Below are 25,964 nucleotides of genomic sequence, written 5' to 3'. Positions count from 1 at the left end.
TAGGCCTAGATCTCTTCTTATTTCCGTGTATTTATTTTCTCCTCCTAGTGTAAGTTATAGATCTCTTAATTCAAGGCCATGAAATAACTGGGATTACGAAACATGCAGCGTATGTCTTTTGGAAAATTTCTCCTTTTTTCTTTGCTTGCTCAAATTATTCACTTATCAGCAACAGCAGAGGTTATCCTTCCCTTATCCGGAGAACATTCTGGTGAAGACCCAGAATTATTTACTATGCTTACCACCTCCCCACAAGGAACAAATTACACATTGCGTGGAGAATTTGTACTTCGAGATTTTTCAGGATCTGATATTCATAAATCCGGAGGAGCTTTCTGTAACTTAGAAGGTTCTCTTATATTTTCTGCTAGCTCCCCTCTAGCTGTATTAAAATTCAAAAATTTACAACTCGGAGGTTTGGGCACGGGGGTTTTCTCTAAATCCCTTGTGTCTTTTGAAAATTTAAAAGGTCTTTATGTAGAAAATAACCATAGTGCAGGAGGTATTTTTACCTCTACACAAGATATATTTTTTACTAAAAACCTAAATATCTTCTTTCAAAATAACATTAGCCACGGAGCAGGGGGAGCAATTCTCCTCACCGGCAACCAGCCGAATCGGCTTATATTTAATGAGCAACGGGGAACAATTGCATTTATTAAAAATCATTCGGAGTACATCCCCTCTTTTGTCCACTCGGGTCATGGTGGTGCCATTAGCAGCAATATCGCAGGCTCGATGATTCTTTTTGATAACAATCAGAGCATTCTCTTTCAAGAAAACTCCTCAATGCAGGGGGGAGGGGTTTTTAATGGCCAAGGTTCAGTAGAATTTACTAAAAATCAACGTACTTTAACCTTCGTAAAAAACACGGCTTCTGACTCGGGAGGTGCTATTTATACTAGGACATGTAGCATAAATAAGCACACCGCTCCCATTGTGTTTTCTAACAACCAGGCGAACCACTTGGGGGGTGCAATCTATGCGCAACATGTGGTCTTAAAGCAAAACGAGAATATTACTCTCTTCAGTGAAAATAATGCAGGAGGGGGCGGAGCCATTACAGCAACAACGTGCCATCTTATTGCCTCTAAACCAATTATCTTTGCAAATAATTCCGCAAATAAATTGGGAGGAGGTGCTCTATACTTAAGTGGTTCACAACTTAATTTACACTTACATGCACAAAATGGTGATATTCTTTTCTACGGTAATACCGTTACTAACCCTAAGAACACTACCGTTATGCACAATGCCATTACAATAAAAGGATCTCCTATAGAGATCAATTTCCTGGCTAATGAAAATCAAGCCATCATTTTTTATGATCCTATTCTTGCAACAACTCCAAGTTCTGTTCCTGTAAATATTAACTCTACAGACAACATATTCCAATGTGGTTCAATCGTGTTCTCAGGAGAGAAGATTTCCCCAGAACGTCAACATAAAAATAACTTCACTTCTATTTTTAACCAACCGGTGCATTTAAATAATGGGACCCTGTCCATTCAACATGGAGCTATCCTTGCAGTTCAAGAATTTAAACAAATGGGCGGAGTTCTGAATCTCTCTCCTGGATCGATGTTAACCAGTTATAATAGCCAAGGAAAAGATATCATTATTTCAAATATCAGCTTGGGCTTGGATACAACAAATTCTCCTCTTCCTGCAGAAATACGTGCTACAGGAGGCTCAGGAATCCAGTTATCTGGATCTCCTAAAATTCATGATCCCGAACATTCTTTCTACGATAACCATGATTTAGCTTCTCGTCCCTACACTATGGAAATTATCTTCAAATCAGACAAAGGAGTCTATACAGAAGAATTTATCCCTCAAGAGATTGCTGTTCAACAAAATGCCTACGGCTATCAAGGTAGTTGGAAGTTCTATTGGTCTAAAGAAGACTCTAAAAAACATAAAACACTTAAGGCTACGTGGCTGCCCACAGGAACTTTTATTCTTAATCCAGAAAAACAAGGGACTCTTATTCCTTCCTCGGTATGGACAACGTTCACAGGAATGCATTCAGCTGATGATGCTATTCTGGATAATTACATAAATAACAATATGTTGTTCCCCATAAATCATCTATGTATCTTTGGTGGTCCTGTTTCTTCTGGTATGGAACAAAATTCTGAACACCAGAACCTTTCTATAATGCATGCTGGTTACAATCTAGGAATAAAAATCCCTCTTTCTCCCAATACGGTGATTTGTTCTGCATTTACCCAACTCCAAAGTTCCTACCATCAAGAAACGCGACCAGGAAAAAGCCACTCCCATATGCTTTTAGGAACAATAGCAGCATTCAAGAACTGGAAAGCCTTATCTCTCAGATCTTCTGTAAGCTACGCAGAAGAATCTCATGTCATGAAACATGTATTTTCTAAGAAAGATATCACAAGAGGTTCTTGGAAAAATCAAGGATTTCGTGGTACTGCAGGAATATCTTATGCCTATCCTAAAGGTATTCGCTGTTTAAAAATCACTCCTTTTATTGATCTTGAGTACACTATAATTACACAAAATCCTTTTATAGAAACAGGTTACGATCCCCGATATTTCTCCTCTTCACATCTAAATAACCTTGCTTTGCCTACAGGAGTCTCTTTAGAAATGCGCTTATTTGGGGTGAATTACTCTCTATTTACACAATTTAGCATGGCGTACATTAAAGATCTGTATCGAGAAAATCCATTAGTCACGGCTTCGTTAATCCTAAATCAATACACATGGGAAACCCCTGGGATCTCCATAGGCCAAGAGGCTATGAACTTAAAGTTCCGCTCTACTTGGCGATATAAACTAGCTACCGTCTATCTGGGGATCTCAACAACACAACGTGAAGGAAATAACATTTCTGGAGATGCCTTTGGTGGTTTCTCTCTGAGTTTCTAACTTTTTCTTGCACACAAATCTTCGTCTTCTTATGTAGAAGGCGTTATAAAAATATTAGAGATGAGACCCTTCCCCTCCTCGGAGCTTATCTCTAATATTCCTTTCCTTTTCTCCTTGCCTAATTTACCCTTCTGATTTATCTAAACGATCTAGTCAGTGAATGTTCTCAGTAGGTTATTGTTCTATGAAGTGGCTATCAGCTACAGCTGTTTTTACTGCCTTACTCCCTTCTATCACAGTATTTAGCGATCCAATTTCTAAAGAGTTGAATTCAACGTATTTTGGCATCAGTGGGGGAAGCTCAGGAAGCCAATTCACTCAAGTCACGGAAAGTGACTCAGGAAATATTTATTCCATTACTGGGGATGTTATCTTCTCAAGATTTTCCAATCTGACAACATCAACGACGACGACAGTAACAGCACAAACACCACTCTATCACTCTATATTCAACGTCTTACTGCCTTATGTAGGCTCCTCACTGACCCCAAATTCTCTCTCTCTCCTCCCTGTAATTTCCTCTTCCTCAACAACACAAACGACGACGACAACACAAACAGCCAAGGGAGGAGGAGCATTTTATAATGATAAAAGTGGTCCCATGATCTTCATCACCAACACAGGGAATCCGGGATCATTAACCTGTTCTCAAATTACAATGACAGGACAAGGAGGAGCTGTTTATTCCACAGGTCCTGTAACTTTCGAAGGCCTTGAAAATCTTACCTTCCAAAACAACCTATCCCAACAAGCCGGGGGAGCGATCTTTACAACATCCACAGTAACCATTACCAACATTGCAGATACTATAGATTTTTCCAATAACTCTGCCAATGTTCCTATCCCTTTAATCCCTCTAACCCCAGCTACGTCTTCAACCCCCGGTAATGGTGGAACATCTGTTGTTACAAAAATCCCCCTTCCTCATGTCATCTCATCATCAAGTAGCAGTGGCACAGATTCCAGTGGTTCGACATCCTCACTTCCTACATATACTACAGAAACTGCAGGAAACGGTGGTGCAATCTTTGCTTCCAATGCAATAACAATCAGTAACTACCAAAACATGAACTTCAGAAGCAATAATGCGATATTCCCTAGTATTATTGATCAAATCATTCAGAATTCTAAAAAAACTGATACAAGCCCTCCCCAGGGAAAAGCTGCAGCATCTCTAGTTACTTACATGAGTGCAACCTCAGCTGATGCTTCTACTGATGTTGATGTGATTAAAGGTTCGGGAGGTGCACTATTTACTTTAGATAAGTTAGCTATCTCTCAAGGAACAGGAGAAACTCTATTTATTCTAAATACCGCCACGGGATCTGGAGGGGCTATTTACAGCGGGAAATCTATAGACCTCAACAACATAGCGACTCTAAAATTTCAAAGCAATTCTTGTGATCAACAAGGAGGAGGCATTTACTCCAAAGAAGACCTAACTATAAATACGTCGAATACTCTGGTACAGTTCAATGGCAATTCGGGAAAAACTGGAGGAGGAGGAATTTATTGTTTAGGAGCTATTTCCCTTTCTAACATAGAAAAAGTAAGCTTCGGAGCCAATAAAGCAGGCGACTTCTCTATCACTTCCAGCCAAAAAACGGAAGCTAGTGAGAAAGAAGTGACAGAAACTGAAACAACTCTATTAGGAAAAGGTGGAGGATTGTATGTTGAAAAAACCTTTACGACATCCAACATTACCTCGAGTCTCGATTTTATTAGTAATCAGGCCAAAGATTGTGGCGGTGGTATTTATGCTAAAGGTGCTTATACATGCTCAGACTGCCATCGGTTACAAATAGCTAAAAATATCTCCCAAAAATCTGGGGGTGGATTATATTGTGAAGATGACGTTAATTTTACTAATCTTACTGGACAAACCCTGGTCCAAAGCAATCAAGCAGAGGAAAACGGTGGCGGGATTTGCTTAGCAGATAGCAAATCATTAACTCTTTCGGGGCTTACCAACTTCTTACTCGATAGTAATAGTGCTAAGAAGAATGGTGGGGGAGTTCATATTCCCCAAACTTTGACAATTACTTTCAATAATACACCTACAGAATCAGATAATGCTCCTATAGTTTTACCAGTGCTCGGTAAAATAACCATCTCCTCAAACACAGCTACAGAAAATGGTGGGGGTGTTTATACTACAAAAGCCCTCTTAACAAATCTCGAATCTATCACCATAAATCAAAATTCTGCCAAAAATGGTGGTGGTCTCTGCACACAGACAATTAGTGACACATCATCATCAGCTTCTTCTTTACCAAAAGCAACAATACCTATCTCTGAATTGATCACAAGTAATAAATATACCGCACAAACAGCTGAGGCAACAGCAACAGCTGATGTCACTCCTGAAGAAACAGCAGATTTTAAAATTAACTATGTGATTAGCACTAGCATCACTAATAATACTGCTCAGGAAAATGGAGGCGGTGTTTACGGAAAACAAGGAAAGCTTTCTCAGATTGATACCTTAGATATTTCTGGGAATTCTTCTCAAACAGGAGGAGGACTATACTTTACAGAATCGCTGACTGTAGAAAATGTTGGCGCAACAACCCTCTCAGGGAATCAAGCTAAGTACTCTGGTGGTGCTCTATATGCCAAAACTCTAACCTTAACTCAACTACCACAAGGAATTACTTTCAGCAATAACAAAGCTGAAACTTATGCTACTACAGGAACAAGCAGTCCCTCGTCTCCTTCACCTACTGAAATTAGTGGCGGTGCTATTTATGGAGAAACTATAACGTTATCTAATATCCAAAAAGAATGTGTATTTTCAGGAAATACTGCTTCTAATACAAACAATACAAATACAAGTGCAAGTAATTCTGGAACTACTGATCCCAATGTACAAGGAGGAGCTATTTATGCGAAAACCTCCCTAAAACTAGAAAACTTAACAAACGTGAGCTTTACAGGGAACAGTGCAATCACTAAACAAGCAACAACTACAGGACAAATCGCTGGAGGCGCTATCTATGCCCCTACAATCACTATTCAGAATTGTTCGGGAGTAAATTTTTCCAATAACTCAGCCTCTTGTACACCAGCGACTTCAGAAGCAGTAACTACTACTGTTTCAGCTCAAGGACAAACAACACAAGAGACTTTTGGAGGTGCCATTGCTGCTACTACAACCATTACATTTTCACAGCAAACATTAAGCTTCACGAATAACTCTGCTGATATCGGATCTGCTATTGCATGCAAGTCTTCAAATGGAAACGGTTCTAGTGGAACTATTACCTTAGACAATTCTTCAACATGCATATTTGAAAGTAACGTTGCTAAGAATCGCGGAGCTATTTATGCCACTACTTTAACTTCTAATGGTGGTATGCGATTTGAAAATAATATCTCTGCCAACGATGGAAGTGCTATATACTTCACAAAACAAGCGGATATCGTTGCAAATAATTCCGTTCTTTTTCTTGGGAACCAAGTACAATTAGCACAAACACCTACCAAATCAAACTCTGCAGCTGTGAATAATTTAGGAGCAGCAATTTTTGGAGAGCCTACTAATGGTACTGGTAGTTCGGATGCTGTGTTGAACCTTAAAGCATTGAAAGGAAGCATTACCTTTAAAAACAATGCTTGCCTAGCAAACTCGGGGACAAAACAACAAACTGATACTCCCTCATCTTTCTGTAGTATAGCAGGAAAAATACAGCTATCGCTAGCTGCTGCACAAAACCAATCGATTAATTTCTATGATGCAATTAGAACAAGTACATCTCAAACAAGTAACTATACTACGTTAGATATTAATAAAACTGAAAACGGAAACACAAACCAACAATACGCAGGGACAATCCTCTTTTCTGGAGAGCTACATGAAAATCGTTCCTTTATTCCCCAAAGAACTGTTTTACACAATGGAACTTTAGTTCTAGGGAAAAATGCAGAACTCAATGTAATTTCCTTTGATCAGCAGCCAGGATCTCTTCTTGTGATGGGCCCGGGGTCTGTACTTGCTACACAAAAACCCGAGTCAAGCACCAAAGGAGGCATCTCGATTAATAATTTGACAATTGATTGTAGTGGCATGATATCAGAAAATGGCGATTTTCTAGCTCCTACACTAAAAATTGGTAATTATAGCACAAAAGTGACTGCAAAATCACGAACTCCAAGCAATCCTCAGCTCCCCTCTCCTTTACCTAAATCAAATAACCCTTCAGAAGATATTAAGACAGAAGATAAAATCTACTTAACTGGAACAATTACCCTGATTGATCCCGAAGGAGTTTTCTATCAAAATCCTTCCCTAGGAAAAGATCAAGAAATTGTGTTATTAAATCTCCCAAGTACAAATGTAGATATTTCAGACCTCACTCTTAAAGGAACCTCCCCTGCAAAAGGATACATTGGAACATGGACATTGAATTCCACAGATAATGGTAAAATCCAAGCCAATTGGAAGTTCCAAGAATATCGTCGTTGGGTATATATTCCTCGTGATAACTATTTCTACATCAATTCCATACTAGGCTCACAAAACTCCTTGATTGCTGTAAAGCAAGGTGTTGTTAATAACATGATGAACAGCGCACGTTTTGACGACGCTGCTTATAATAATCTCTGGCTATCCGGAATCGGTTCATTCCTTCAAAATAATTCTGACGCAAATGGAAGGGACTTTACTTATCACGCTCGTGGTTACTCCCTAGCTATAGATGCTAAACCTCATCCTGACTTTATCTTAGGAGCTGCGTTTAGCCAAGTCTTTGGACATGCTAAATCTGAAAAAAGTATAAACAATTACAGACATAAAGGTTCCGACCACTCCTTCCAAGCAACTTTATATACAGGAAAATCCTTCTTCCTACCGTATAGGCATTCTCGTGCCTTACGTCCTATTTTATTCCAAGGAGTAGTAACTTACGGCTATATGAAACATGATACCACGACCTACTACCCTTCAATTCATGAACGTAATCTAGGAAATTGGGAGGATTTAGGCTGGTTATTTGATTTACGTATATCTTTAGATATACGCGAACCTTCTCAAAACTCAACAATGCGATGTTCTTTCTACTCAGAACTAGAATATACAGGAGTACGACAAAAACAATTCACAGAACTTGACTATGACCCTAGAGAGTTCGATTCCACAGCCTATAGAAACCTAGCAACTCCTCTAGGACTCTCCTTTGAAGGTGCCATGCTATATTATAACATCCTTATGTATAATAAGTTCTCTTGTGCTTATTCTCCTGTTATCTACAGAAATAAACCTGTATGTCGCTATAAAGTCATTGCCTCGGGAGCTACAAATACTGTTTCCGGTGTTATTCCTTCACGCAATTCTGTACGAGGAGAATACAGCACTCAACTGTACTTCAACCCCTATTGGACTTTTTACGGAACTTATACTATAGATGCGGGAATTTCTTCTCTCGTGCAATTAGTCAACTGCGGTGCACGCATGATATTCTAAACTAAAAAGGAAGCATCAAACACATGGCAACTACCTACTTGCCATAAAGTCATCTAGTGTAGTCTACAAAAAATAGCGCTTTATGACTTGCTTCCATTTTGTTTGATTAAAAGATTGTTACTCTTTTATCTAGGCCTTGCTTAAGGGAGACATTCTTCCAGATACTTCTATTGAGCTTACGATGTCTAAGGATGTATTGGTATTTAAACAAATAGAAGCGCAATCATAAGAAAGTAAACCCCACTCCCGTGAGGGAGTAGGGGAGGTGAAGTAAAATTAGAACTGGAATTTTGTTCCAAGGTCTACGGTGTAATTTCGAGAAGAACCTCGCAACTCGAAACCAAATTGAGAGAAAATTTCCATGCTAGGTGTTGGAGCTAGATGTGTTCCTGCCTGGACAATGAAGGCTTGTCTTGCAAGATTCGTTCCATAAGTTGTCCACACGCCTGTTGTAGGACTGACCAACAACGACACTAAACAATCAGGATTGCTTCTTACAAGGTCGGGAGAATACGCAAGAGTAAGGTCATACGATGCTTGATTTTCATCTGAAAATCTCTCAAATTTCACACCTAAAGGCATAGCTAAATTCGTCAGATGACTACTCTCAAAATACCTACCCTCAGAACTATTGTTCTCCTTAAAGTCTTCTTGATGAGCATATACCAACTGGAACTTCAGGAAAGGAGAATAACTGTCGAAAAATCTCCATGTCTGGAATTCTATAGGTGTCTTAGCTCCTAGCTCAACAGCAAAGCAGTCATTGCCCCACTCTCCACGAATCTCTGGAAAGACTGTATTAGGGGGGGCGTATGTCGTTGTCATGTTGGTTTTCATGTCGTTGGACGCATGACTATAAGCCAACTGGGCATTAAGAACTAAAGGCGCCTGTGTCCCTAACATATTCTGAAGCAGTTGGTTCCACACATCCCAGAAAGAAATGTGTTGGTAGTAAACAGATCCTGCATATACATCCGATTTATTCTTAGAGACTAAGTAATCTTTATCTCTTCCGAATAATTGGCAGAAGGCTGCTGAGAAGATATCTTCTGTAGGGGTTGTTGCTAAGACTCCTAAAGCATAACCTGCACCTGAATGGCGGAATTTCCTTTGTGTGGGTGTTCCACTACGATGGAGGAAACTTGCGATTCCTGATACCCAGAAGCCTCTATGGTAATCCGCACCTTGGATACTCATTTCCATAAGGTTTTGTAAAGCACGGATGTCGGCAAAAGCTCCCCAAAGGGTATTAGGAACTAAGGCACCTACACGCTCAGGGTTAGGGTTGTAGCCTGTTTGTTGCCAAGAAAGCGTAGTAGAGTTTGTGGCAGCGTTCGCTGCTTGAGACCAAGTTACCGTCCAATTTCCCTGATAACCATAATGTGCCGAAGGAATAAAATCTGTCAGGTTATCCGTAGGAATAGTTATTTGGCCGCTATTTGTCGATACTGATAATGCTGAGAAAGGAGTCGTTGTAGAAAAGACTGGTTGCTCGTAAGCGTTGCCGTCAGAATCAACTAAATTAACATTATTGATAGTGACGTTTTGACTTGCTGTCTGTGAAGAGATCTTGGCAGGAGTACCCCCCCCCCCCCCAGAGATGCTACGTTAATCTCGAGGTTTTCTAAAGTAATTGTTTCTCCTCCAGAATTTGGAGTCTGTAGTGTCGTGCCTACATCCATAACCACCGCTGAACCCGCTGTCTGCTCAACTTTATTCGCTTCTAAAGTCACTCCATCACGAAGAACTAAAGAACCCGCTCCAACCTTAATCGGCTGCTTAAAGTAAGATTTTAAGTTATCAGCTTCTGCTTTCTCAGACGCAGATAACCTCTCCCCTGAAAAAACAATTTGTCCTGTATAAGTGTCAGAACCACTCGCTTTGTTTAACTCAAGAGCATCTGATCCACCCTGATTAGCAATAGGATCATAAAAGTAGATCCCATAACCTTCACGAGCATTTAGCTTGGTAAACTTCCCATTCGTACCCAAGTCAATCGCATTCCTTTTCGTAGTCGTAGATCCGCCTGTAGTGATAATAGTATTCCCATCAAATATTAAATCACCAAGCTCCGCTGTCAAACTACATTCACCACCAGAAGTTCCATTGATACAAATAGCCCCTCCTGTAGGCGACGATGACGATGAAACTGAGTTCCTCGTAAACAAAGTCGGGCCTCCCGTCACTATCGTCAGCTTATTAGTATATATCGCTCCTCCGCTCGTCGTAGAACTATTCCCTGAAAATATCAGCTCTTTATTTCCCTCAAACTTTAGATCTACAGGAGTTGTTGTATCAGCCGCATAGATCGCTCCCCCCGAAGAGCTTGAACCTCCCGTCGTAGAGTTCCCAGAAAACATCACTTGATTGTTAGAAGATATCGTCGTTGCACTGGTAGAATATATTGCTCCCCCACTTTGAGCCGAACTGTTGTTAATAAAAATCGCAGATCCTGAAGTATTCTGAATCGTACAACCTTTACAAGTAATCGCTCCTCCATTATCCGTAGAGCAGTTCCTATCAAACATAAGCTTCGCATCATTACTCAAAGTCGTAGATCCTGACGATGAAATAGCTCCGTTCCCCGTAGTCCCCGGAGGACACGAAGTACATGAAAATAAAGAAAATCCAGATAAAGATAAATTCTTATTAGTGTTACCTACTTTAATAACGGAAGGGGTTGATGTTGTTGCTATAACATTATCAAAACATAAGGAATACCCGTTACCCACAAAAGAAAGATCACCTGCGGACTGATTAAAACAGCTATTAGTTAAAGGAGTTTGTTTCCCTGCATAGGAAATACACACGTCTCCCATGCATGTATAGTTTGTCCCGTTGGAACTTGTGTTATCCTGTGTCTGAAATTCTGCTGAAGCAGTATTTCCATCATAACTATTAGCCGACGTCAGGGTTTTTTCCTCAGCAGCTGAAAATCCTAAAGAAGAGGTACCTACTATCCCCGAAGACAGCAAAAACCAATAAATCGAATGTTTCATTGTCATTTTCTTAAAGTAAATTAAAGATAATTCAAGAAAAATCACAAAAATTATTAAAAGTAAAGGTAACTAAAACCATTAAAAATGGCTTTAACATAGAAGAAAGAAAAGGTGGGAAATTGAAATAAACTTATAAAAGACAACCGGAGAGAGTGGGATTCGAACCCACGGTACGCGTTAACGCACACACGCTTTCCAAGCGTGCTCCTTAAGCCTCTCGGACATCTCTCCTTATCAGCCATTCAAAAGAAAAGCCTGACCAGAAGATATCCGAATATCTCCATTTTTATCAAGATTCGTCTAAATACAACAAATTTTTACAGAAATATTGAAAGAGAGTTCGAATTCACTCTTTATAAAAATTATCGGTCAATAAGATAATGTCCTTCTTCATACAAACTACCTAGTTTATGCGTAAACTGTTCTTTATCTCATTCTTATTCTTATACGCTCCTACAATAATAGTATGGGGAAGCTCAGCAACCAAACACCTTGTGCTTGTTAGCATTGCTCCCTATAAATTTTTAGTAGAACAAATTGCTGAAAATACCTGTGATGTATTTTCCATAGTAACGAATAACCATGATCCTCATACGTATGAACTTCCTCCACGGCACATGGAAAAATTGCTTCAAGCACAACTGTGGTTTCGCATGGGAGAAGCATTTGAAAAAGCATGTGCAACAAATCTTTCTTGCCCCCAAATTGATTTAACACAGGGCATCCAAGTCATTCCCACCTATACAGGGTGCTCCCATAGCTTCCAAAGTTTTGATACCCATACCTGGCTGAGTCCGAAAAATCTTAAAATCCAAGTATCTACTATTGTCCAAGCCCTAAGCACATATTTCCCCGAGCATGCGGCCCTGTATCAAAGTAATGGAGATAAATTACTCAAATCTCTTACAATTTTAGACGAAGAAATCCAACAAATCACTCTGCAAGCAAAACAACGCCATATCCTAGTAACTCATGGAGCTTTTGCTTATTTCTGTCGAGATTATAACTTTTCCCAACATGTCTTAGAAAAAAAATCTCATGCTGAACCCTCTCCAAAAGATATAATAAAAGCTGCTCAGGATATCCGCCAATACGGTATTTCATCGATTATTCTTCTACGTCATGGAGGTAAACGCAGCAGCACACTACTTGCTGAACGTTTCAAAATAAATACTATCTTGATCGACCCCTACGAAGAAAATGTAATTAATAACCTCAAAACCATAGCGACAACGTTTACGAATCTATGACAATACAAATGCGTGTTAAAGAACTGTCTTTTCGCTATGAATCCCAAAATTCGTGGATCATCGATAATGTTTCTTTTACTATTCATAAAAGAGATTTTATCGGAATTATTGGCCCTAATGGAGGGGGAAAGACAACATTAGCCCTACTCATGCTCAAATTATTTTCTCCAACTAGAGGAACTATAGAAACTTTCCCAGACACACCTCATTCTAAAGACTTAACTATTGGGTGGGTACCCCAACACTTTTCTTATGATTTCGATTTTCCCATCTCCGTCAAAGATGTTGTCTTATCAGGAAGGCTTTCTTTTCTCCCCTGGCATGGAAGATATTCTAAATTGGATCTCCAAGCTGCTGAATCGGCTCTAGAGACTGTAGATCTCCTGTCATACAAGGACCGGTGCTTCTCCCACCTATCTGGAGGACAAATTCAACGTGTTTTACTTGCACGAGCCCTGGCTTCCCAACCCCAATTCCTCATTCTTGATGAACCTACAGCAAATATTGATCCTGAAAACCAACAGCGTATTTTACAAATCCTCCAAAAGCTGAATTCTTCCTGCACTATTCTGATGATTACTCATGATTTGCACCATACAACAAGTCATTTTAATAAAGTATTTTATATGAATCGCACACTAACTACACTGACAAATTCCCCAAATATCCCTCAAAAATTTTGTTGTCATTCCTTTAAAAATAAGGCAGATGTATGATTTTTCTCCCTGCTCTACTTTTTCCTGCTTTACTTGCAGCTTTAGAAGCCTCTATTGTGGGAGGTGTTGTTGGAACTTACATTGTTGTAAAACGCATTGTTTCTATCAGCGGGAGTATTTCTCATTCCATCTTGGGAGGGATTGGATTTACCCTCTGGATTCAATACAAATATAATCTGTCATTTTCTCCCTTATACGGCGCTATACTAGGAGCTATTCTCCTTGCTGTGTGTATTGGGAAAATTCATCTTAAATATCGAGAACGCGAGGATGCGCTTATTTCCATGATTTGGTCCCTAGGCATGGCTATAGGCATCATATTTATTACACAACTCCCTAGCTATAATGCAGAGTTAGTGAACTTCTTATTTGGGAATATTCTTTGGGTAACTACCCGAGACCTCTATAGTTTAGGTATCCTAGCTATTCTTGTGTTGACCCTAGCAGCGATTTGTCACACACGTTTTCTTGCTCTCTGTTTTGATGAAAAATATATGACACTTAGCCGTTATTCAGTACAAACATGGTACTTACTCTTACTAATTCTCACAGCAATTACTATCGTTATGTTAGTTTATGTTATGGGGGTCATTTTAATGCTAAGTATGCTGGTACTCCCCATATCTATAGCATGCAAATTTTCGTATAAAATGACGCAGATTATGCTCATCTCTACGATACTCAATATTATCTGCTCTTATTCCGGAATCATTTTAGCTTACATTTTAGATTTCCCCGTAGGGGCGACAATTACCCTTGTTATGGGACTAGCCTATACAGTAAGTCTCTTGGCAAAAAGATTGTGTACTAGATGCACTCCTTCTCCAGAAAGTCCGGAAAGTAGGACAAAAGTCTCTTCAGGAAATAATCTTTGAAATTTTTGTAACTGTTCTCGTCTTTCCTCAGGGAGGAGATCATCAATTTTATTCAAAGCTACGATTCTTTCTTTCCCAAGGAGATCCTTACGGTAGTGAAGTAATTCATCTATAAGGATGCGTAAATCATCCTCAGGACAAGAACGTTCGCGACAAGAAATATCAACGACAAACAACAGTAGTCTTGTTCTCTCAATATGTTTAAGAAAATTTAATCCCAAACCCCGATTCGTATGGGCTCCTTCAATAATTCCTGGGATATCTGCAAGAATCCAGGGTTTGCGGTACTTCTCTTGATGAGGAATCAAACCCAATACAGGATGCAATGTTGTGAAAGGATACGCACCTACCTTAACTTCAGCAGAAGCTAGAGTATTAAATAAAGTAGACTTTCCTGCATTAGGAAAACCTACTAACCCAATATCTGCAATTAATTTAAGTTCCAACTCTACACGTCGAATCTCTCCTGGTCTCCCAGGAGTTGCCTTCGTTGGCGCACGATTTGTAGAAGTCTTAAAAAAAGTATTCCCTTTTCCTCCCTTACCTCCACGACAAATGACAAGGCGTTCACCGTGTTGAGTAAAGTCATGAAGAATTTCTCGAGTTTCCACATCACGTAACAAGGTCCCTTCAGGAACTGTAAGCACTAAATCTTTCCCATTCTTACCCGAGCGATTATTCGATGATCCGGACTGGCCATCCTCGGCTTTCAAAAAACGCAAGTTTCTATAAGATTCAAAAGAATACACATGTGTTGCAGACTCAATAATAATAGATCCTCCAACCCCACCATTACCTCCGTAAGGGCCGCCTTTGGGTAAATACTTTTCCTTCCTCCAAGCAACAACGCCGTTGCCTCCCTTTCCAGCACGCAATTCTAAAGTAATTTGATCTACAAACATGGAGAGATCTCCTAAACTGCAATAAAAACAAAAAGCTCTATTCCTTGCGTAAGCAAAAATAGAGCTTCCCAAACAAAGTTATCTGCACTTAAAGGCTTACTATTCTGGTAAAACAGAAATATAGGTACGTTTTGTTTTTCTAGTAGAAACAATACCGTCAATTAAAGCAAATAGAGTATCGTCACTCCCTCTACCTACATTCTTAGCAGGATGCCACTTTGTTCCCCTCTGTCTTACAAGAATACTTCCTGTGGAAACTCTTTGCCCAACACCAACTTTCATTCCGAGACGCTTTGACTCAGAATCACGACCATTACGGCTTGCTCCCTGACCTTTCTTATGTGCCATTTCAAAAATCCTTTCAGTTTTCCACGAACTAACTATTAAATAGTTACATTACTAAACTATTAATTTTCACTCTAAGATAGTTTTGACGATGACCAACCTTACGGTGATAATTTTTTCTACGTTTGTACTTATAAGCAACGACTTTCTCTCCACGAACTCGAGCTAATAATTCTCCCTTAACCAAAGCGTTAACCACCGTAGGAGTACCTAAAGAAGCCTTAGAGCCATCGAAAGTAAATAATACGTGTTCAAAAATAATTTCTCCCCCTTCGGAGACACCATCTAAAAGCTCAACGTCAATTACATCTCCTTGACGCACTTGATACTGCTTATTCCCTGTTTGAATTATCGCGTAAGGCTCCATGCATTCTTTCCTTATCATTTTTTGCTTAGGACTTCACGTGCTTGCCTGAGTGTTTTAGCAAACCTTAAAAACAATAAAAATACTAAGTCCCTAATTTTAACTTCAAGACAACAAACACGCGAAATGTTAATCGCGTATGGCCAGAGCCGGGATCGAACCGACGACACAAGGATCTTCAGTCCTCTGCTCTACCAGCTGAGCTATCTAGCCATTTATTTTCACAGGTCATTGTAGAGAAACATTTGCTTTAAAGCAATGTATTTCTAAGAATAGGCGGGCAATTCCTGCTGTAAAATATAAGAGTATCTTTCCATGTAACTCGACTACTTTTCTAAGAAAAATTTTACTCTAAACGCAACTAAAAAAATTTAAACACCATCTTCGTACATTTTCCTTTATAATTTTCACACAAAGATAGCAAATTTTTAGTATGAAAACCAAGATACCAAGACCTACGAATTCTAGCATACCTATAGCAGTGTAATAAACAACGCGTTGCCAAGAATCTTCCGTAGAATACGCTACCCAAACGCTAAATAATTTAGCTAATCCTATTGCAGATCCCACAATAGGAATAACTGCAAGTAAAGAAGTTCGCAAAGCCTGATGTTTACGCAAATCTGCATCGACATCAATAGGCCAAATACCCTCATCATCTCTAGGAAACATAGAATCCAGTTGAGAAGGAACCATTTTCCCTACCCAAAGATCAAAATCAAAATTGGATAATCTTAGCATATAATATTCCTAAGCTTCTTCTAGTAAGCATCAATTATAAACACTTAAGTTAAATGTGAAAATTTAATTGGGGACGAACAATTTATTTCAAAAAAAATTTATTCTAAACGACAAAACGTAAGGTAAAGAAATTTTTCTATGTATTGATGCAGAAATTCTACATATTCTGTATATTGAGTAACTCGAAAAGTAACTTGCGCAATAATACTTACACTTATATTTCTTAGAATAGAGTAATTTGGTCGAACAGCTAAACATGAGTAAGCTTAAGTATGAATTCAGAGCACTCCTCCTTGCCTAAGCCACAATGGATCTATCGTGTAGGCCTAGGACAAGATAGTCATCGTTTCCTATCTGAAAGTTCGGCTAAACCCTGTATTCTTGGTGGCGTGATTTTTGAAAATTATCCTGGTTTTCAAGCTAATTCTGATGGTGACGTTATTTTTCACGCTATCTGTAATGCCTTTTCTTCTATCACCCATAGGATTATTCTCGGAGAAGTGGCTGACGAACTTCTACATACACGGGGAATTACAGATAGTGGTGTATATTTGTCCGAAGCAGTGAAATCATTAAAACCTAATCAACTCATTTCCCATGTAGCCATTACCATTGAAGGCAATCGTCCTCATTTCCTACCTAAACTTTCTCTTATGCGTCAAAGTATTGCCTCTATTTTACACATTCCTTCCAGCTCTGTTGGCATTACGGCTACTTCTGGCGAGGGGTTAAGTGACTTTGGTTGTGGCGATGGAGTCCAGTGTTTTTGTGTCCTTACAGTAATGGAATATTGTGGTTAATAAACATCGATAACATAACGACGTTCTTCTCTTAGCTGCGACAACTGCATTTTCCCCAGGATATCTTCCAAAGTCTTTTTCACTTCTTGTCCTAAAACTTTGCTTCCACAAACGAAAAAACTCGCCCCCTCTTCATAGGCTTTCGTAACAAGATCTCGATGTTCCCTTAATATATCTTGGACATAAACTTTTTTCTCTCCGTCTCTAGAGAAGGCAAGAAATAAATCCACAAGCTGTTGTGCAGCAGCTTGCTTCCAGAAATCCTGGTAATAAAAATTTGCTTTCTCAAAACGCTCACCGAAAAAGAGGATATTCTTTCCAGCATCACCAGTAGCAATACGCTGCTGAACAAAAGCTTTATAAGGAGCTATCCCTGTTCCAGCTCCGATCATGACTAAAGGCTTATTCCTTAAATGAACCCCAAGAGTGAAATGCTGCGTAGGTTGGATAAAAACCTGACAAGACGTATTTAGCTCTAATTCCCTACATAGAAAAAAAGAACACACGCCATAACGTTGCTCATCTACACCAGGATAACTAATTAAACGTACGAGTAACTCCAATTCTTCTTCATTGGCTTCTGGAGAGGACGCTAAAGAATAAAATCGTGGAAGTAATGGTAAGAGAGCACTAGTGAATTGGTCCATGGGGATGTTGGGCCTTTCTTTACAAATGGCTTCATAAAGATTCCCTGAGGCGACCTCTTCGGAGAAAAAAGATTTTAGCTTCCCAGGAAATTTATCTAGATTTGCTCGAGTACGTAAAAATTCGTAGATTGTAGTAGAAGAATCATGTATTTTTACACTATGTTGAGGAGAATACCCTAGAGATGCTAAAACCTTTTCTACTACGTGTTTAGGATTTTTTGGCAAAACACCTAAAGAATCTCCGACTTTATAAGCTAGAGGGTTTTCTTTTATTTGAAACAGCAACTGATAGACATGACCTTCTGCTTCTACCGATGAGGCTGCCGAGGAATCACAACAGGAGAGAAGCTTTCTGGAAATAAGAAATGCTTCTCGAACATCATATTTTTCTAAAAACCGCATGGCTAAAACAAATATATGAAGCCCTATGCCGCCTTAATCTTAATATCAACTCCTGCGGGGAGAGACAACATTTTTAAAGCATCTATAGTCTTTCCTGTAGGATCTAAAATATCTATCAAACGTTTATGCGTACGAATCTCAAATTGCTCTCTAGACTTTTTATCTACGTGAGGAGAGCGTAATACAGTGTACACTTCTCTTTTCGTAGGCAAGGGGATAGGACCTGCAACACGAGCACCTGTTCTTTTAGCAGTCTCAACAATATCTGCAGTTGATCGATCTAATTGCTGTTGATCGAAACCTTTCAGACGAATACGAATTTTTTGTTTTTGCTGCTTCATATATTCCTACTTCTTAACAATCTCTTCTTGAATCTTTTGAGGAACCTTAGCGAAGAATGCTGGTTCCATAGTGGAAGTTGCTCTTCCAGAAGTTAAAGACCTTAGGGAGGTAGTATAACCAAACATTTCACTTAAAGGAACTTCAGCGTTCACTTGTGCCATACCTCGAGAAGATTCCTGACCTAAGATTTTTCCTCTACGACGGTTTAAATCTCCAATAACGTCTCCTAAATGCTCTTCAGGAGTAGTCACTGATATTTTCATGATGGGTTCTAAAATCACCGGCATAGCTTTTCTACATGCTTCTTTGATTGCCATAGAACCGCATATTTTAAATGCCATTTCACTGGAGTCTACTTCATGGTAAGATCCAAACACAATATTTACCTTAATATCCACCAGGCCATAGCCTGCGAGAACACCCGTATTTAATCCCTCTTCTACTCCTTTAATTACTGCGGGGATATACTCCTTAGGGATAACTCCTCCAACAATCTTACTAACAATTTCGTTCCCTTTACCTGGCTCATTTGGCTCAATTTCTAGACATACATGAGCGTATTGTCCGCGACCACCTGATTGCTTAACGTATTTTGTCTCACTATTTCCATTTTTGGTAATCGTTTCTCTATAGGAAACCTGAGGCTTACCTACATTAGCCTCTACTTTAAATTCACGAATCATGCGATCACGCAAAATATCTAAATGCAGCTCACCCATTCCTGAAATAATGGTCTGCCCAGTTTCCTCATTTGAAGCAACCCGAAATGTAGGATCTTCTTCAGAAAGCGCGTTCAAAGCTTGGGCTAGCTTTTCTCTATCCCCCTTAGACTTGGGTTCAATAGCCATGTCAATCACAGGTTCAGGGACTTCTATCCTTTCGAGGACGATCTCTTGATTTTCATCACAAAGAGTGTCTCCTGTCACCGAATACTTTAGTCCTACACAAGCCCCAATATCACCAACAGTAAATTCATCCCGATCTGTTCTTTCATTGGCATGCATTTCTAGTAGACGAGAGATGCGTTCTTTTTTATCTTTCGTCGAATTAAGAATTGCAGATCCTTTTTTCAAAGTTCCCGAATAAATACGAATAAAGGTAATTCGACCAACATAAGGATCTGTCATAATTTTAAAGGCAAGAGCAGCCAAGGGCCCGTCTTTCTTCGGCTCCAAACTCACTTCTTCATTATTTTTAAGATTGACCCCATGAATAACCCCACGATCTAGAGGAGAAGGCAACCATTTTACAATAACATTAAGGAGCTGCTGCACACCCTTATTTTTAAAGGCTGTTCCACATAAAACAGGATTGATCTTATTTTCAATAACCCCTTTACGCATAACAGCATGAATCTCATCTTCAGTAATTGCATCGGGGTTTTCTAGGACCTTCATCATGAAAGCTTCATTACTCTCATCAATAGTAGCTAACTCCTCTAGCAGGGCATAACGGAGCTCAGCGCACTTGTCCTTAAGATCTTCGGGAATCTCTCGCTCTTCCCACTTAGCTCCTAGAGTTTCATCTAAAAAATAATAAGCCTTTTGAGAAATGAGGTCTACCATACCTACGAATTGGCTTTCCGAGCCAATAGGGCAATGCACAGCTACAGCATTAGCTCCTAACTTTTCTTTCATCGACTCTATGGCTGCAAAATAATTTGCCCCCATACGATCCATCTTATTAACAAAGGCAATTCGCGGAACACCGTATTTATCAGCTTGTCTCCACACAGTTTCTGACTGGGGCTCAACTCCAGATACGGCATCAAATACAGCTACAGCTCCATCTAAAACTCGGAGAGAACGCTCAACTTCAATAGTAAAGTCTACGTGCCCAGGGGTATCAATAATATTAATCTTACAGCCCAACCAAAAAACCGTTGTTGCAGCAGAGGTGATCGTGATACCTCTTTCCTGTTCCTGCTCCATCCAGTCCATAGTGGCGCCACCTTCATGAACCTCACCTATCTTATGCGTTCGCCCTGCATAATAAAGAATTCTTTCTGTAGTGGTTGTTTTTCCCGCATCGATATGTGCCATAATACCGATGTTTCTAATTGCGCTTAAATCGAATTCTTTGTCGCTCATGAACTTATTACGCCTCTCCAAATCGAGATTAAATTATTACCATTTATAATGAGCAAATGCTTTATTTGCTTCAGCCATGCGATGTGTATCTTCACGCTTCTTAATTGTTGTCCCTTGCTTATTGAAGCAATCCACAAGCTCAGCAGCTAACCCAACTTCCATAGACTTTCCTGGCTTAGCTCGAGCATGTTTAATAATCCACTGCATAGCCAAGCAGTTTCTTCTTTCTGGGGCAACTTCTACAGGAACTTGATAGGTAGCTCCCCCAACACGACGAGAACGCACCTCCAATAGAGGTTTTGCGTTTTCTAGAGCTTCTTCAAAAGCCTCTAAAACATTATCTGTGCCTAATTTCTTGGCAAACCTTTCTAAGGCAGAATACACGATTCTTCTTGCGACACTTTTCTTGCCGTGCAACATAACCTTATTAATAAATCTTTCTAAAGTTACACTCCCATAAATAGGATCCGCCGGAATTTCCCTTTTCTCAGCGGCATGTCGTCTGGACATATAAACTAACCTCTAATCCTTCTTTGTAAATTAAAGAGAACACGCCCCTACTTAGGACGTTTTGCCCCGTAGCGGGAACGACTTTGCTTTCTATTTTTAACAGCAGCACAATCTAGCGCTCCACGCACAATGTGATAACGCACCCCGGGCAAGTCTTTAACTCTCCCCCCTTGAACTAACACAATACTATGCTCTTGAAGGTTATGTCCTTCACCACCAATGTAAGCGATAACTTCTTGGCCATTAGAAAGACGCACCCAGGCTACTTTACGTAAAGCTGAGTTTGGTTTTTTAGGAGTTTTTGTTTTTACCTGTAAACAGACCCCACGTCTTTGCGGACATCTTTGCAGGGCGGGGGATTTTTTCCTAGACGCGCTAGATTGACGCCCTTTACGTATCAATTGATTAATGGTTGGCATGTATCCTTCTCAGTTCAACCTAACTACTACAAGGGGAAAATATAGATAAGGATCCCTTTGTTTGCAAGGTCTTATTTTGGAATAGAATAGAATAGCTCAAATAGCAAAAATACTTTCTAATTCCCTAGAGTTGTACACTATTTATATAATTAAAACACTACAGCCCCTTTATGTTTCGGGAAAGACTGTAGGTGCTAGCTAGGATTCAATAAGGCAAATAGAGGAATTCACACCAATATCAGCGTGGGTATTGATGTAACTAAAAAGAAAGTTTAATACTATTTCTTGAGAATTGTTTGGTGTATTATAGACAATTTCTTCTCCGTGCTGAGCTACATGCACTTGAGATGGGCTTTGTATAAAAATGCTAGGAACTATGCGAGAAAGGAACTGCTTCCCCTGAAGAACATAAGGGAGTCCAGTTAATTCTTGAATAGAATTTTCAGATAAAAATAAAACGTCAATATAAGATAAACACGACCAAATTCTCTCTCGGAATTGCAAAGCAACTGCAGAATTAATCAAATCGAGAAGAATTTTATTCCCCATTTTCTTTGCTTTATTTAAAAAATTTTCTATAGCACAATCGCAAAGAAATAATTCACCATCAACTAAAAGATACCCAGTATTTCCTAATAGCAATTCCATAGAACGCTGCATACTTTCTTGGACTCCTTTTATAGAATAACAGATGGTTTCTCTTTGACCAGGGCAACGTAATCTCAAGCGTATTTGATCCAATTCATTGAATGCAGGACCATATTCTGTATATTCTAAATAACCATACTGTTGCCCATTCCGAAGACTAGAAATCCCTAGATTAGCAAGTTGTTCTTCGGTAAGACTTAAAGGCTCTTTCCTTGTAAATATACAATTTATGGAAGAGCTTTCTTTATACAGCAAAAAAATACGTTTAATTTCATGACTTGCTATTGGCTGGCTTTCCCCTACCTTGAGACCACAGCTTTCTATAAACTCCTTGGAAGTATCAAGAATAACATCCAGAAAAGGACTCCCTAAAATGGCGAGAGACTTCGGCTCCTCCCAAGGGAAAGAAATTGCGTGAAAACTAGAACTATTAAAAATAATAAAAAATAACAGAAAAAAGCGGTGGTAGCGCATAGAAAACTTTCCGGCAGTGTAATTTAAAAATAGATTTAAAATTTTTCTTTTCAGTGTTGTCTTATGTTTATCTGTTTTATACTCTTGATTTAAAAAAGAAAACTTATGAACATAGCTGCAGCTTCATCTCATTCCCAAGTTAATTATCAAAAGTACATCTACGCCTCATCGCTTAGTATTGCTATGATTGCTATGGCCACGATGTTCTTTATTATTTCCCTGGTTTTATCTGGCGTAAGCCTTCTCCCCCAAACAACCCTGCCATTTTCTGGAGCCTATTTTGTCATAGGTTCGTTCCTTGTTTTTATTGCTGCGGGAATTTTATTAATCAATACATTGTGTAATCACTACTATTTATACGTCACGTAGTTTCATCGTAGAAAGATTTTTTTGCCAAATTACTTATAATGAATCAGTTTTTCTATTAAAAGCAAATCCCCATTCAAGTCCTGAAATTTTCTGTCGATTTTACAAATATCCACGATAAACAAAGATATTTGTAATGATTAAAATACTTCGTCTTTGCACACTTATCCTTGCTGTTCTACCTCGTTTTTCTTTTTGTTCTGAGCTATTACATGAATCCGACATTAGAAAAACTATGGATAAACTCATTGAATATCATGTAGGAACTCAAGATATTTCTTCAGAAATTCTCCTACGTTCCTTACTAGGGTATTCTCAAGCTTTTGATCTTCATAAAGCCTATCTTACTGAGCAAGAAGTAAATAATTTTATCCAATCTACAGATATTAAAAAACGGCTATTAAAAAACTATAAGACGAATAATTTTTCCATTTATCAAAATTTAAATGATATGATTAAGCATAGCATCCTTCGCGCACGTCATTGGCGTGAAGAATGGTTGAACAATCCCCAACAATTAGTTGCCCAAGCACAAACGCATGCGCCAATGAGCAAACTTAAAAAATGGGGAAGTTCTCTTGAAGAGGTTCGCGAAAGACACCGTGCCCTACTTTTATCTTATATTTCTATTTATCTATCTGATAGCAATAAAGAACGCTACCTAGGGAAAGAATCTGCTCTTACTCAGCTCTGTGTTCGTCAATTGGAAACTCATGAAAATGCTTACCTAGGAATTAATAACTATGGCCAGAAAATGTCTATAGAAGAAGAAGCTCACCATTTCCACGTGCGCGTTGTGAAATCTATGGCCCATAGTTTAGATGCGCATACCACATACTTTAGTAAAGAAGAGGCCCTGGCTATGCGTATCCAACTAGAAAAAGGCATGTGTGGTATTGGAGTTATTTTAAGAGAAGATATTGATGGTATCATCGTAAAAGAAATTCTTCCTGGAGGTCCTGCAGCAAAAACTCAAGAACTTCAGGTACACGACATTATTTACCGTGTAAATGGAAAAAATATTGAAGGTCTTTCCTTTCAAGCTGTTTTAGATATCCTCCGAGGAGAGCAAGGATCTGAAGTTATTTTAGATGTTCATAGCCAACAGGGTGATCGCACGATAAGACTGACTAGAGAAAAAATTAGTTTAGACGACCATCGTATTGATGTCTCTTATGAACCTTATGGTGATGGCATTATTGGGAAAATTACATTGCATTCCTTTTATGAAGGAGAAAATCAGATTTCTAGTGAACAAGATTTAAAGCAAGCTATCCAAAATTTAAAAGATAAAAATCTTCTAGGTTTAGTTTTAGATATTCGTGAAAATACAGGGGGATTTCTTTCCCAAGCAATCAAAGTTTCAGGCTTATTTATGACTAACGGTGTTGTTGTTGTATCACGCTATGCTGATGGAAGCATTAAGCGTTATCGCACAATATCGCAGAAAAAATTTTACTCTGGTCCCCTAACAATTTTAGTCTCGAAAAACTCAGCATCCGCTGCAGAAATTGTTGCGCAAACACTACAAGATTACGGTGTGGCTATCATTATTGGTGATGAGCAAACCTATGGAAAAGGAACAATTCAACATCAAACAATCACAACAGGTTCAGAAAAAGAAGGTTTTTTTAAAGTCACTGTAGGGAAATACTACTCTCCTTCAGGAAAATCTACTCAACTGTGTGGAGTTCGATCTGACATTCATGTAGCTTCACATTATGCCGAAGAACCTATAGGAGAACGCTATTTAGACCATCCATTGCCTTCTGATACTTGTGACAATGTGATTAACGACAACTTATCTGATTTAGATATACATGTTCGTCCTTGGTTCCACAAATACTATATTCCTTATTTACAAAAGCAAGAGACATTATGGCGAGAAATGTTGCCACAACTCATTGCTAACAGCCAAAAACGATTGGAAATGAATAAAAATTATAAAATTTTCCAAGAAAAATTAAAACATACGATAGAAGACAACCAAACTTACGGAAGTAATGACTTACAAATGGAAGAAGCTGTAAATGTAGTAAAAGATATGATTCTTCTGTACCATAAATAATGGAAGATTCCCTAGGAGGTTAACACAAGCCTCCTAGAATATACCAATAATCCCTTGGTCAAGGGTACGGCATTTACCCTGTAAATACAATATTCGAGTTATTGCGTTCGCCGTCATCCAATATATCTTCTGCTATCCCTAACAAGTGCTTACACAACCGCCACTTTTCTGGAGTACAGGGAGCTTCCAAACATACCGATGAAATTAGCAACTTAATTAAACCCACTACTGCAGGAATGAGGAACAAGAAAGCATTGCGACCAAGTTCTGCCTGTAAAACAAAGCTTAACACAATACCAGAAAGCAACAATAAGACTCCTAAAACAACTGTCATCACTCGAAAAGCTCTTGATTGAACAATTTTGGATGTTCTTATTGGGTCGACAACATTAGTTTTTAACCAACCCAATGCTATATTAATCATAGAAGCTTGCACAGTCTCGTTGTGTATCAATTCCTCGAGTTCAGGATGCAAGCTGTCAAATGAGGGAGCTGTACCCGTACTCACAGCACTAGAAGAAGTCGCTATGCCTTCCATTGTTCTCTCCTGTATTTTAAAATGAATCCAATATGGAGAAGAAGTTTATCCCACACAAATAATTTATTAAAATTTTAATTTAACTTTTTTGAGGAGATCAGAGAGA

At 39.0% G+C, this 25,964-nt stretch carries 21 protein-coding genes, 2 tRNA genes and 1 pseudogene; 8 read left to right on the top strand and 16 right to left on the bottom strand.

The window, feature by feature from the left end:
• Positions 1–102 precede the first annotated feature (102 nt).
• Together M787_RS02960 and M787_RS02955 are read left to right on the top strand one after the other, a co-directional pair.
• Positions 103–2,901: a polymorphic outer membrane protein middle domain-containing protein gene (locus M787_RS02960; protein ID WP_021828084.1), complete on the top strand. Its 2,799-nt coding sequence runs from the start codon at positions 103–105 to the stop codon at positions 2,899–2,901.
• Positions 2,902–3,085: 184 nt separating this feature from the next.
• Positions 3,086–8,362: an autotransporter domain-containing protein gene (locus M787_RS02955; RefSeq protein ID WP_021828083.1), complete on the top strand. Its 5,277-nt coding sequence runs from the start codon at positions 3,086–3,088 to the stop codon at positions 8,360–8,362.
• A 276-nt stretch (positions 8,363–8,638) separates the two neighbouring features.
• Here the strand turns inward: M787_RS02955 and M787_RS04925 are convergent, their stop codons facing one another.
• The 4 genes and pseudogenes from M787_RS04925 to M787_RS02945 all read right to left on the bottom strand — a co-directional run bounded on the left by M787_RS04925 (position 8,639) and on the right by M787_RS02945 (position 11,592).
• Positions 8,639–9,565 (bottom strand): autotransporter outer membrane beta-barrel domain-containing protein, encoded by a 927-nt coding sequence (locus tag M787_RS04925; RefSeq protein WP_221078823.1) that lies wholly within the window; start codon positions 9,563–9,565, stop codon positions 8,639–8,641.
• A gap of 156 nt (positions 9,566–9,721) precedes the next feature.
• Positions 9,722–9,898 (bottom strand): annotated as a pseudogene (locus M787_RS04945) (autotransporter subunit beta); the annotation flags it as partial.
• Entirely contained in the window at positions 9,880–11,361 is a 1,482-nt protein-coding gene (locus M787_RS04920) for a polymorphic outer membrane protein middle domain-containing protein (RefSeq protein WP_274519003.1), read from the bottom strand. The pseudogene M787_RS04945 and the gene M787_RS04920, both read right to left, overlap by 19 nt.
• Positions 11,362–11,505: 144 nt before the next feature.
• A tRNA-Ser gene (locus tag M787_RS02945) sits at positions 11,506–11,592 on the bottom strand.
• 179 nt (positions 11,593–11,771) lie between these two features.
• Between M787_RS02945 and M787_RS02940 the strand changes: the two genes are divergently transcribed.
• From M787_RS02940 to M787_RS04820, 3 genes are read left to right on the top strand one after another with little or no spacing between them, the layout of a single operon-like run.
• The gene (locus tag M787_RS02940) at positions 11,772–12,611 is read left to right on the top strand and encodes a metal ABC transporter solute-binding protein, Zn/Mn family (protein WP_021828971.1); all 840 of its coding nucleotides are present in this window, start codon (positions 11,772–11,774) and stop codon (positions 12,609–12,611) included.
• Positions 12,608–13,327, top strand: a complete 720-nt coding sequence (locus M787_RS02935; protein ID WP_021828970.1) for a metal ABC transporter ATP-binding protein — start codon at positions 12,608–12,610, stop codon at positions 13,325–13,327. Before M787_RS02940 ends, M787_RS02935 begins: the two co-directional genes overlap by 4 nt.
• Positions 13,324–14,202 carry a metal ABC transporter permease gene (locus M787_RS04820; protein ID WP_021828969.1) on the top strand — a complete coding sequence of 293 codons (879 nt, stop codon included), beginning with the start codon at positions 13,324–13,326 and terminating at the stop codon, positions 14,200–14,202. Before M787_RS02935 ends, M787_RS04820 begins: the two co-directional genes overlap by 4 nt.
• On the opposite strand, the gene obgE is transcribed toward M787_RS04820, so the two are convergent.
• The 5 genes from obgE to M787_RS02910 form a co-directional block, all read right to left on the bottom strand.
• On the bottom strand, positions 14,100–15,104 hold the full coding sequence (gene obgE, locus M787_RS02930) for a GTPase ObgE (protein ID WP_021828968.1): 1,005 nt from the start codon (positions 15,102–15,104) through the stop codon (positions 14,100–14,102). The genes M787_RS04820 and obgE overlap by 103 nt on opposite strands.
• Positions 15,105–15,203: 99 nt before the next feature.
• Positions 15,204–15,452, bottom strand: a complete 249-nt coding sequence (rpmA, locus tag M787_RS02925) for a 50S ribosomal protein L27 (protein WP_021828967.1) — start codon at positions 15,450–15,452, stop codon at positions 15,204–15,206.
• A gap of 43 nt (positions 15,453–15,495) precedes the next feature.
• Positions 15,496–15,816: a 50S ribosomal protein L21 gene (rplU, locus tag M787_RS02920; RefSeq protein ID WP_021828966.1), complete on the bottom strand. Its 321-nt coding sequence runs from the start codon at positions 15,814–15,816 to the stop codon at positions 15,496–15,498.
• Positions 15,817–15,953: 137 nt separating this feature from the next.
• Positions 15,954–16,026 (bottom strand) — tRNA-Phe (locus tag M787_RS02915).
• Positions 16,027–16,164: 138 nt separating this feature from the next.
• Positions 16,165–16,554, bottom strand: a complete 390-nt coding sequence (locus tag M787_RS02910; RefSeq protein WP_021828965.1) for a hypothetical protein — start codon at positions 16,552–16,554, stop codon at positions 16,165–16,167.
• Positions 16,555–16,826: 272 nt separating this feature from the next.
• On the opposite strand from M787_RS02910, the gene ispF reads away from it, so the two are divergent.
• Entirely contained in the window at positions 16,827–17,354 is a 528-nt protein-coding gene (gene ispF, locus M787_RS02905) for a 2-C-methyl-D-erythritol 2,4-cyclodiphosphate synthase (RefSeq protein WP_034734529.1), read from the top strand.
• Here the strand turns inward: ispF and M787_RS02900 are convergent.
• From M787_RS02900 to M787_RS02875, 6 genes are all read right to left on the bottom strand, one after another.
• A complete protein-coding gene (locus M787_RS02900) occupies positions 17,351–18,403 on the bottom strand; it encodes a ferredoxin reductase domain-containing protein (protein ID WP_021828963.1) in 1,053 nt (350 codons plus the stop codon). The two genes, ispF and M787_RS02900, sit on opposite strands and share 4 nt — an antisense overlap.
• A gap of 23 nt (positions 18,404–18,426) precedes the next feature.
• Positions 18,427–18,744 carry a 30S ribosomal protein S10 gene (gene rpsJ / locus M787_RS02895; protein ID WP_021828962.1) on the bottom strand — a complete coding sequence of 106 codons (318 nt, stop codon included), beginning with the start codon at positions 18,742–18,744 and terminating at the stop codon, positions 18,427–18,429.
• 6 nt (positions 18,745–18,750) lie between these two features.
• Positions 18,751–20,835: an elongation factor G gene (gene fusA, locus M787_RS02890; protein ID WP_021828961.1), complete on the bottom strand. Its 2,085-nt coding sequence runs from the start codon at positions 20,833–20,835 to the stop codon at positions 18,751–18,753.
• A gap of 36 nt (positions 20,836–20,871) precedes the next feature.
• Positions 20,872–21,345, bottom strand: a complete 474-nt coding sequence (gene rpsG, locus M787_RS02885) for a 30S ribosomal protein S7 (RefSeq protein ID WP_021828960.1) — start codon at positions 21,343–21,345, stop codon at positions 20,872–20,874.
• A 47-nt stretch (positions 21,346–21,392) separates the two neighbouring features.
• Positions 21,393–21,764: a 30S ribosomal protein S12 gene (gene rpsL / locus M787_RS02880; RefSeq protein ID WP_020355892.1), complete on the bottom strand. Its 372-nt coding sequence runs from the start codon at positions 21,762–21,764 to the stop codon at positions 21,393–21,395.
• A 198-nt stretch (positions 21,765–21,962) separates the two neighbouring features.
• Entirely contained in the window at positions 21,963–22,886 is a 924-nt protein-coding gene (locus M787_RS02875; protein WP_021828959.1) for a hypothetical protein, read from the bottom strand.
• A gap of 105 nt (positions 22,887–22,991) precedes the next feature.
• Between M787_RS02875 and M787_RS02870 the strand changes: the two genes are divergently transcribed.
• Both M787_RS02870 and tsp read left to right on the top strand, forming a co-directional pair.
• Positions 22,992–23,255: a hypothetical protein gene (locus M787_RS02870; RefSeq protein ID WP_021828958.1), complete on the top strand. Its 264-nt coding sequence runs from the start codon at positions 22,992–22,994 to the stop codon at positions 23,253–23,255.
• Positions 23,256–23,388: 133 nt separating this feature from the next.
• Positions 23,389–25,320, top strand: a complete 1,932-nt coding sequence (gene tsp, locus M787_RS02865; RefSeq protein ID WP_021828957.1) for a tail-specific protease Tsp — start codon at positions 23,389–23,391, stop codon at positions 25,318–25,320.
• Positions 25,321–25,393: 73 nt separating this feature from the next.
• Here the strand turns inward: tsp and M787_RS02860 are convergent, their stop codons facing one another.
• The gene (locus M787_RS02860; RefSeq protein ID WP_040429843.1) at positions 25,394–25,858 is read right to left on the bottom strand and encodes a cysteine-rich outer membrane protein; all 465 of its coding nucleotides are present in this window, start codon (positions 25,856–25,858) and stop codon (positions 25,394–25,396) included.
• Positions 25,859–25,964: the final 106 nt, after the last annotated feature.

The organism is Chlamydia gallinacea 08-1274/3 (genome assembly GCF_000471025.2).
Taxonomy (GTDB): Bacteria; Chlamydiota; Chlamydiia; order Chlamydiales; family Chlamydiaceae; genus Chlamydia; species Chlamydia gallinacea.
The sequence above is the reverse complement of the archived record's forward strand: the minus strand, read 5'-3'. Positions and strand labels throughout refer to the sequence as shown.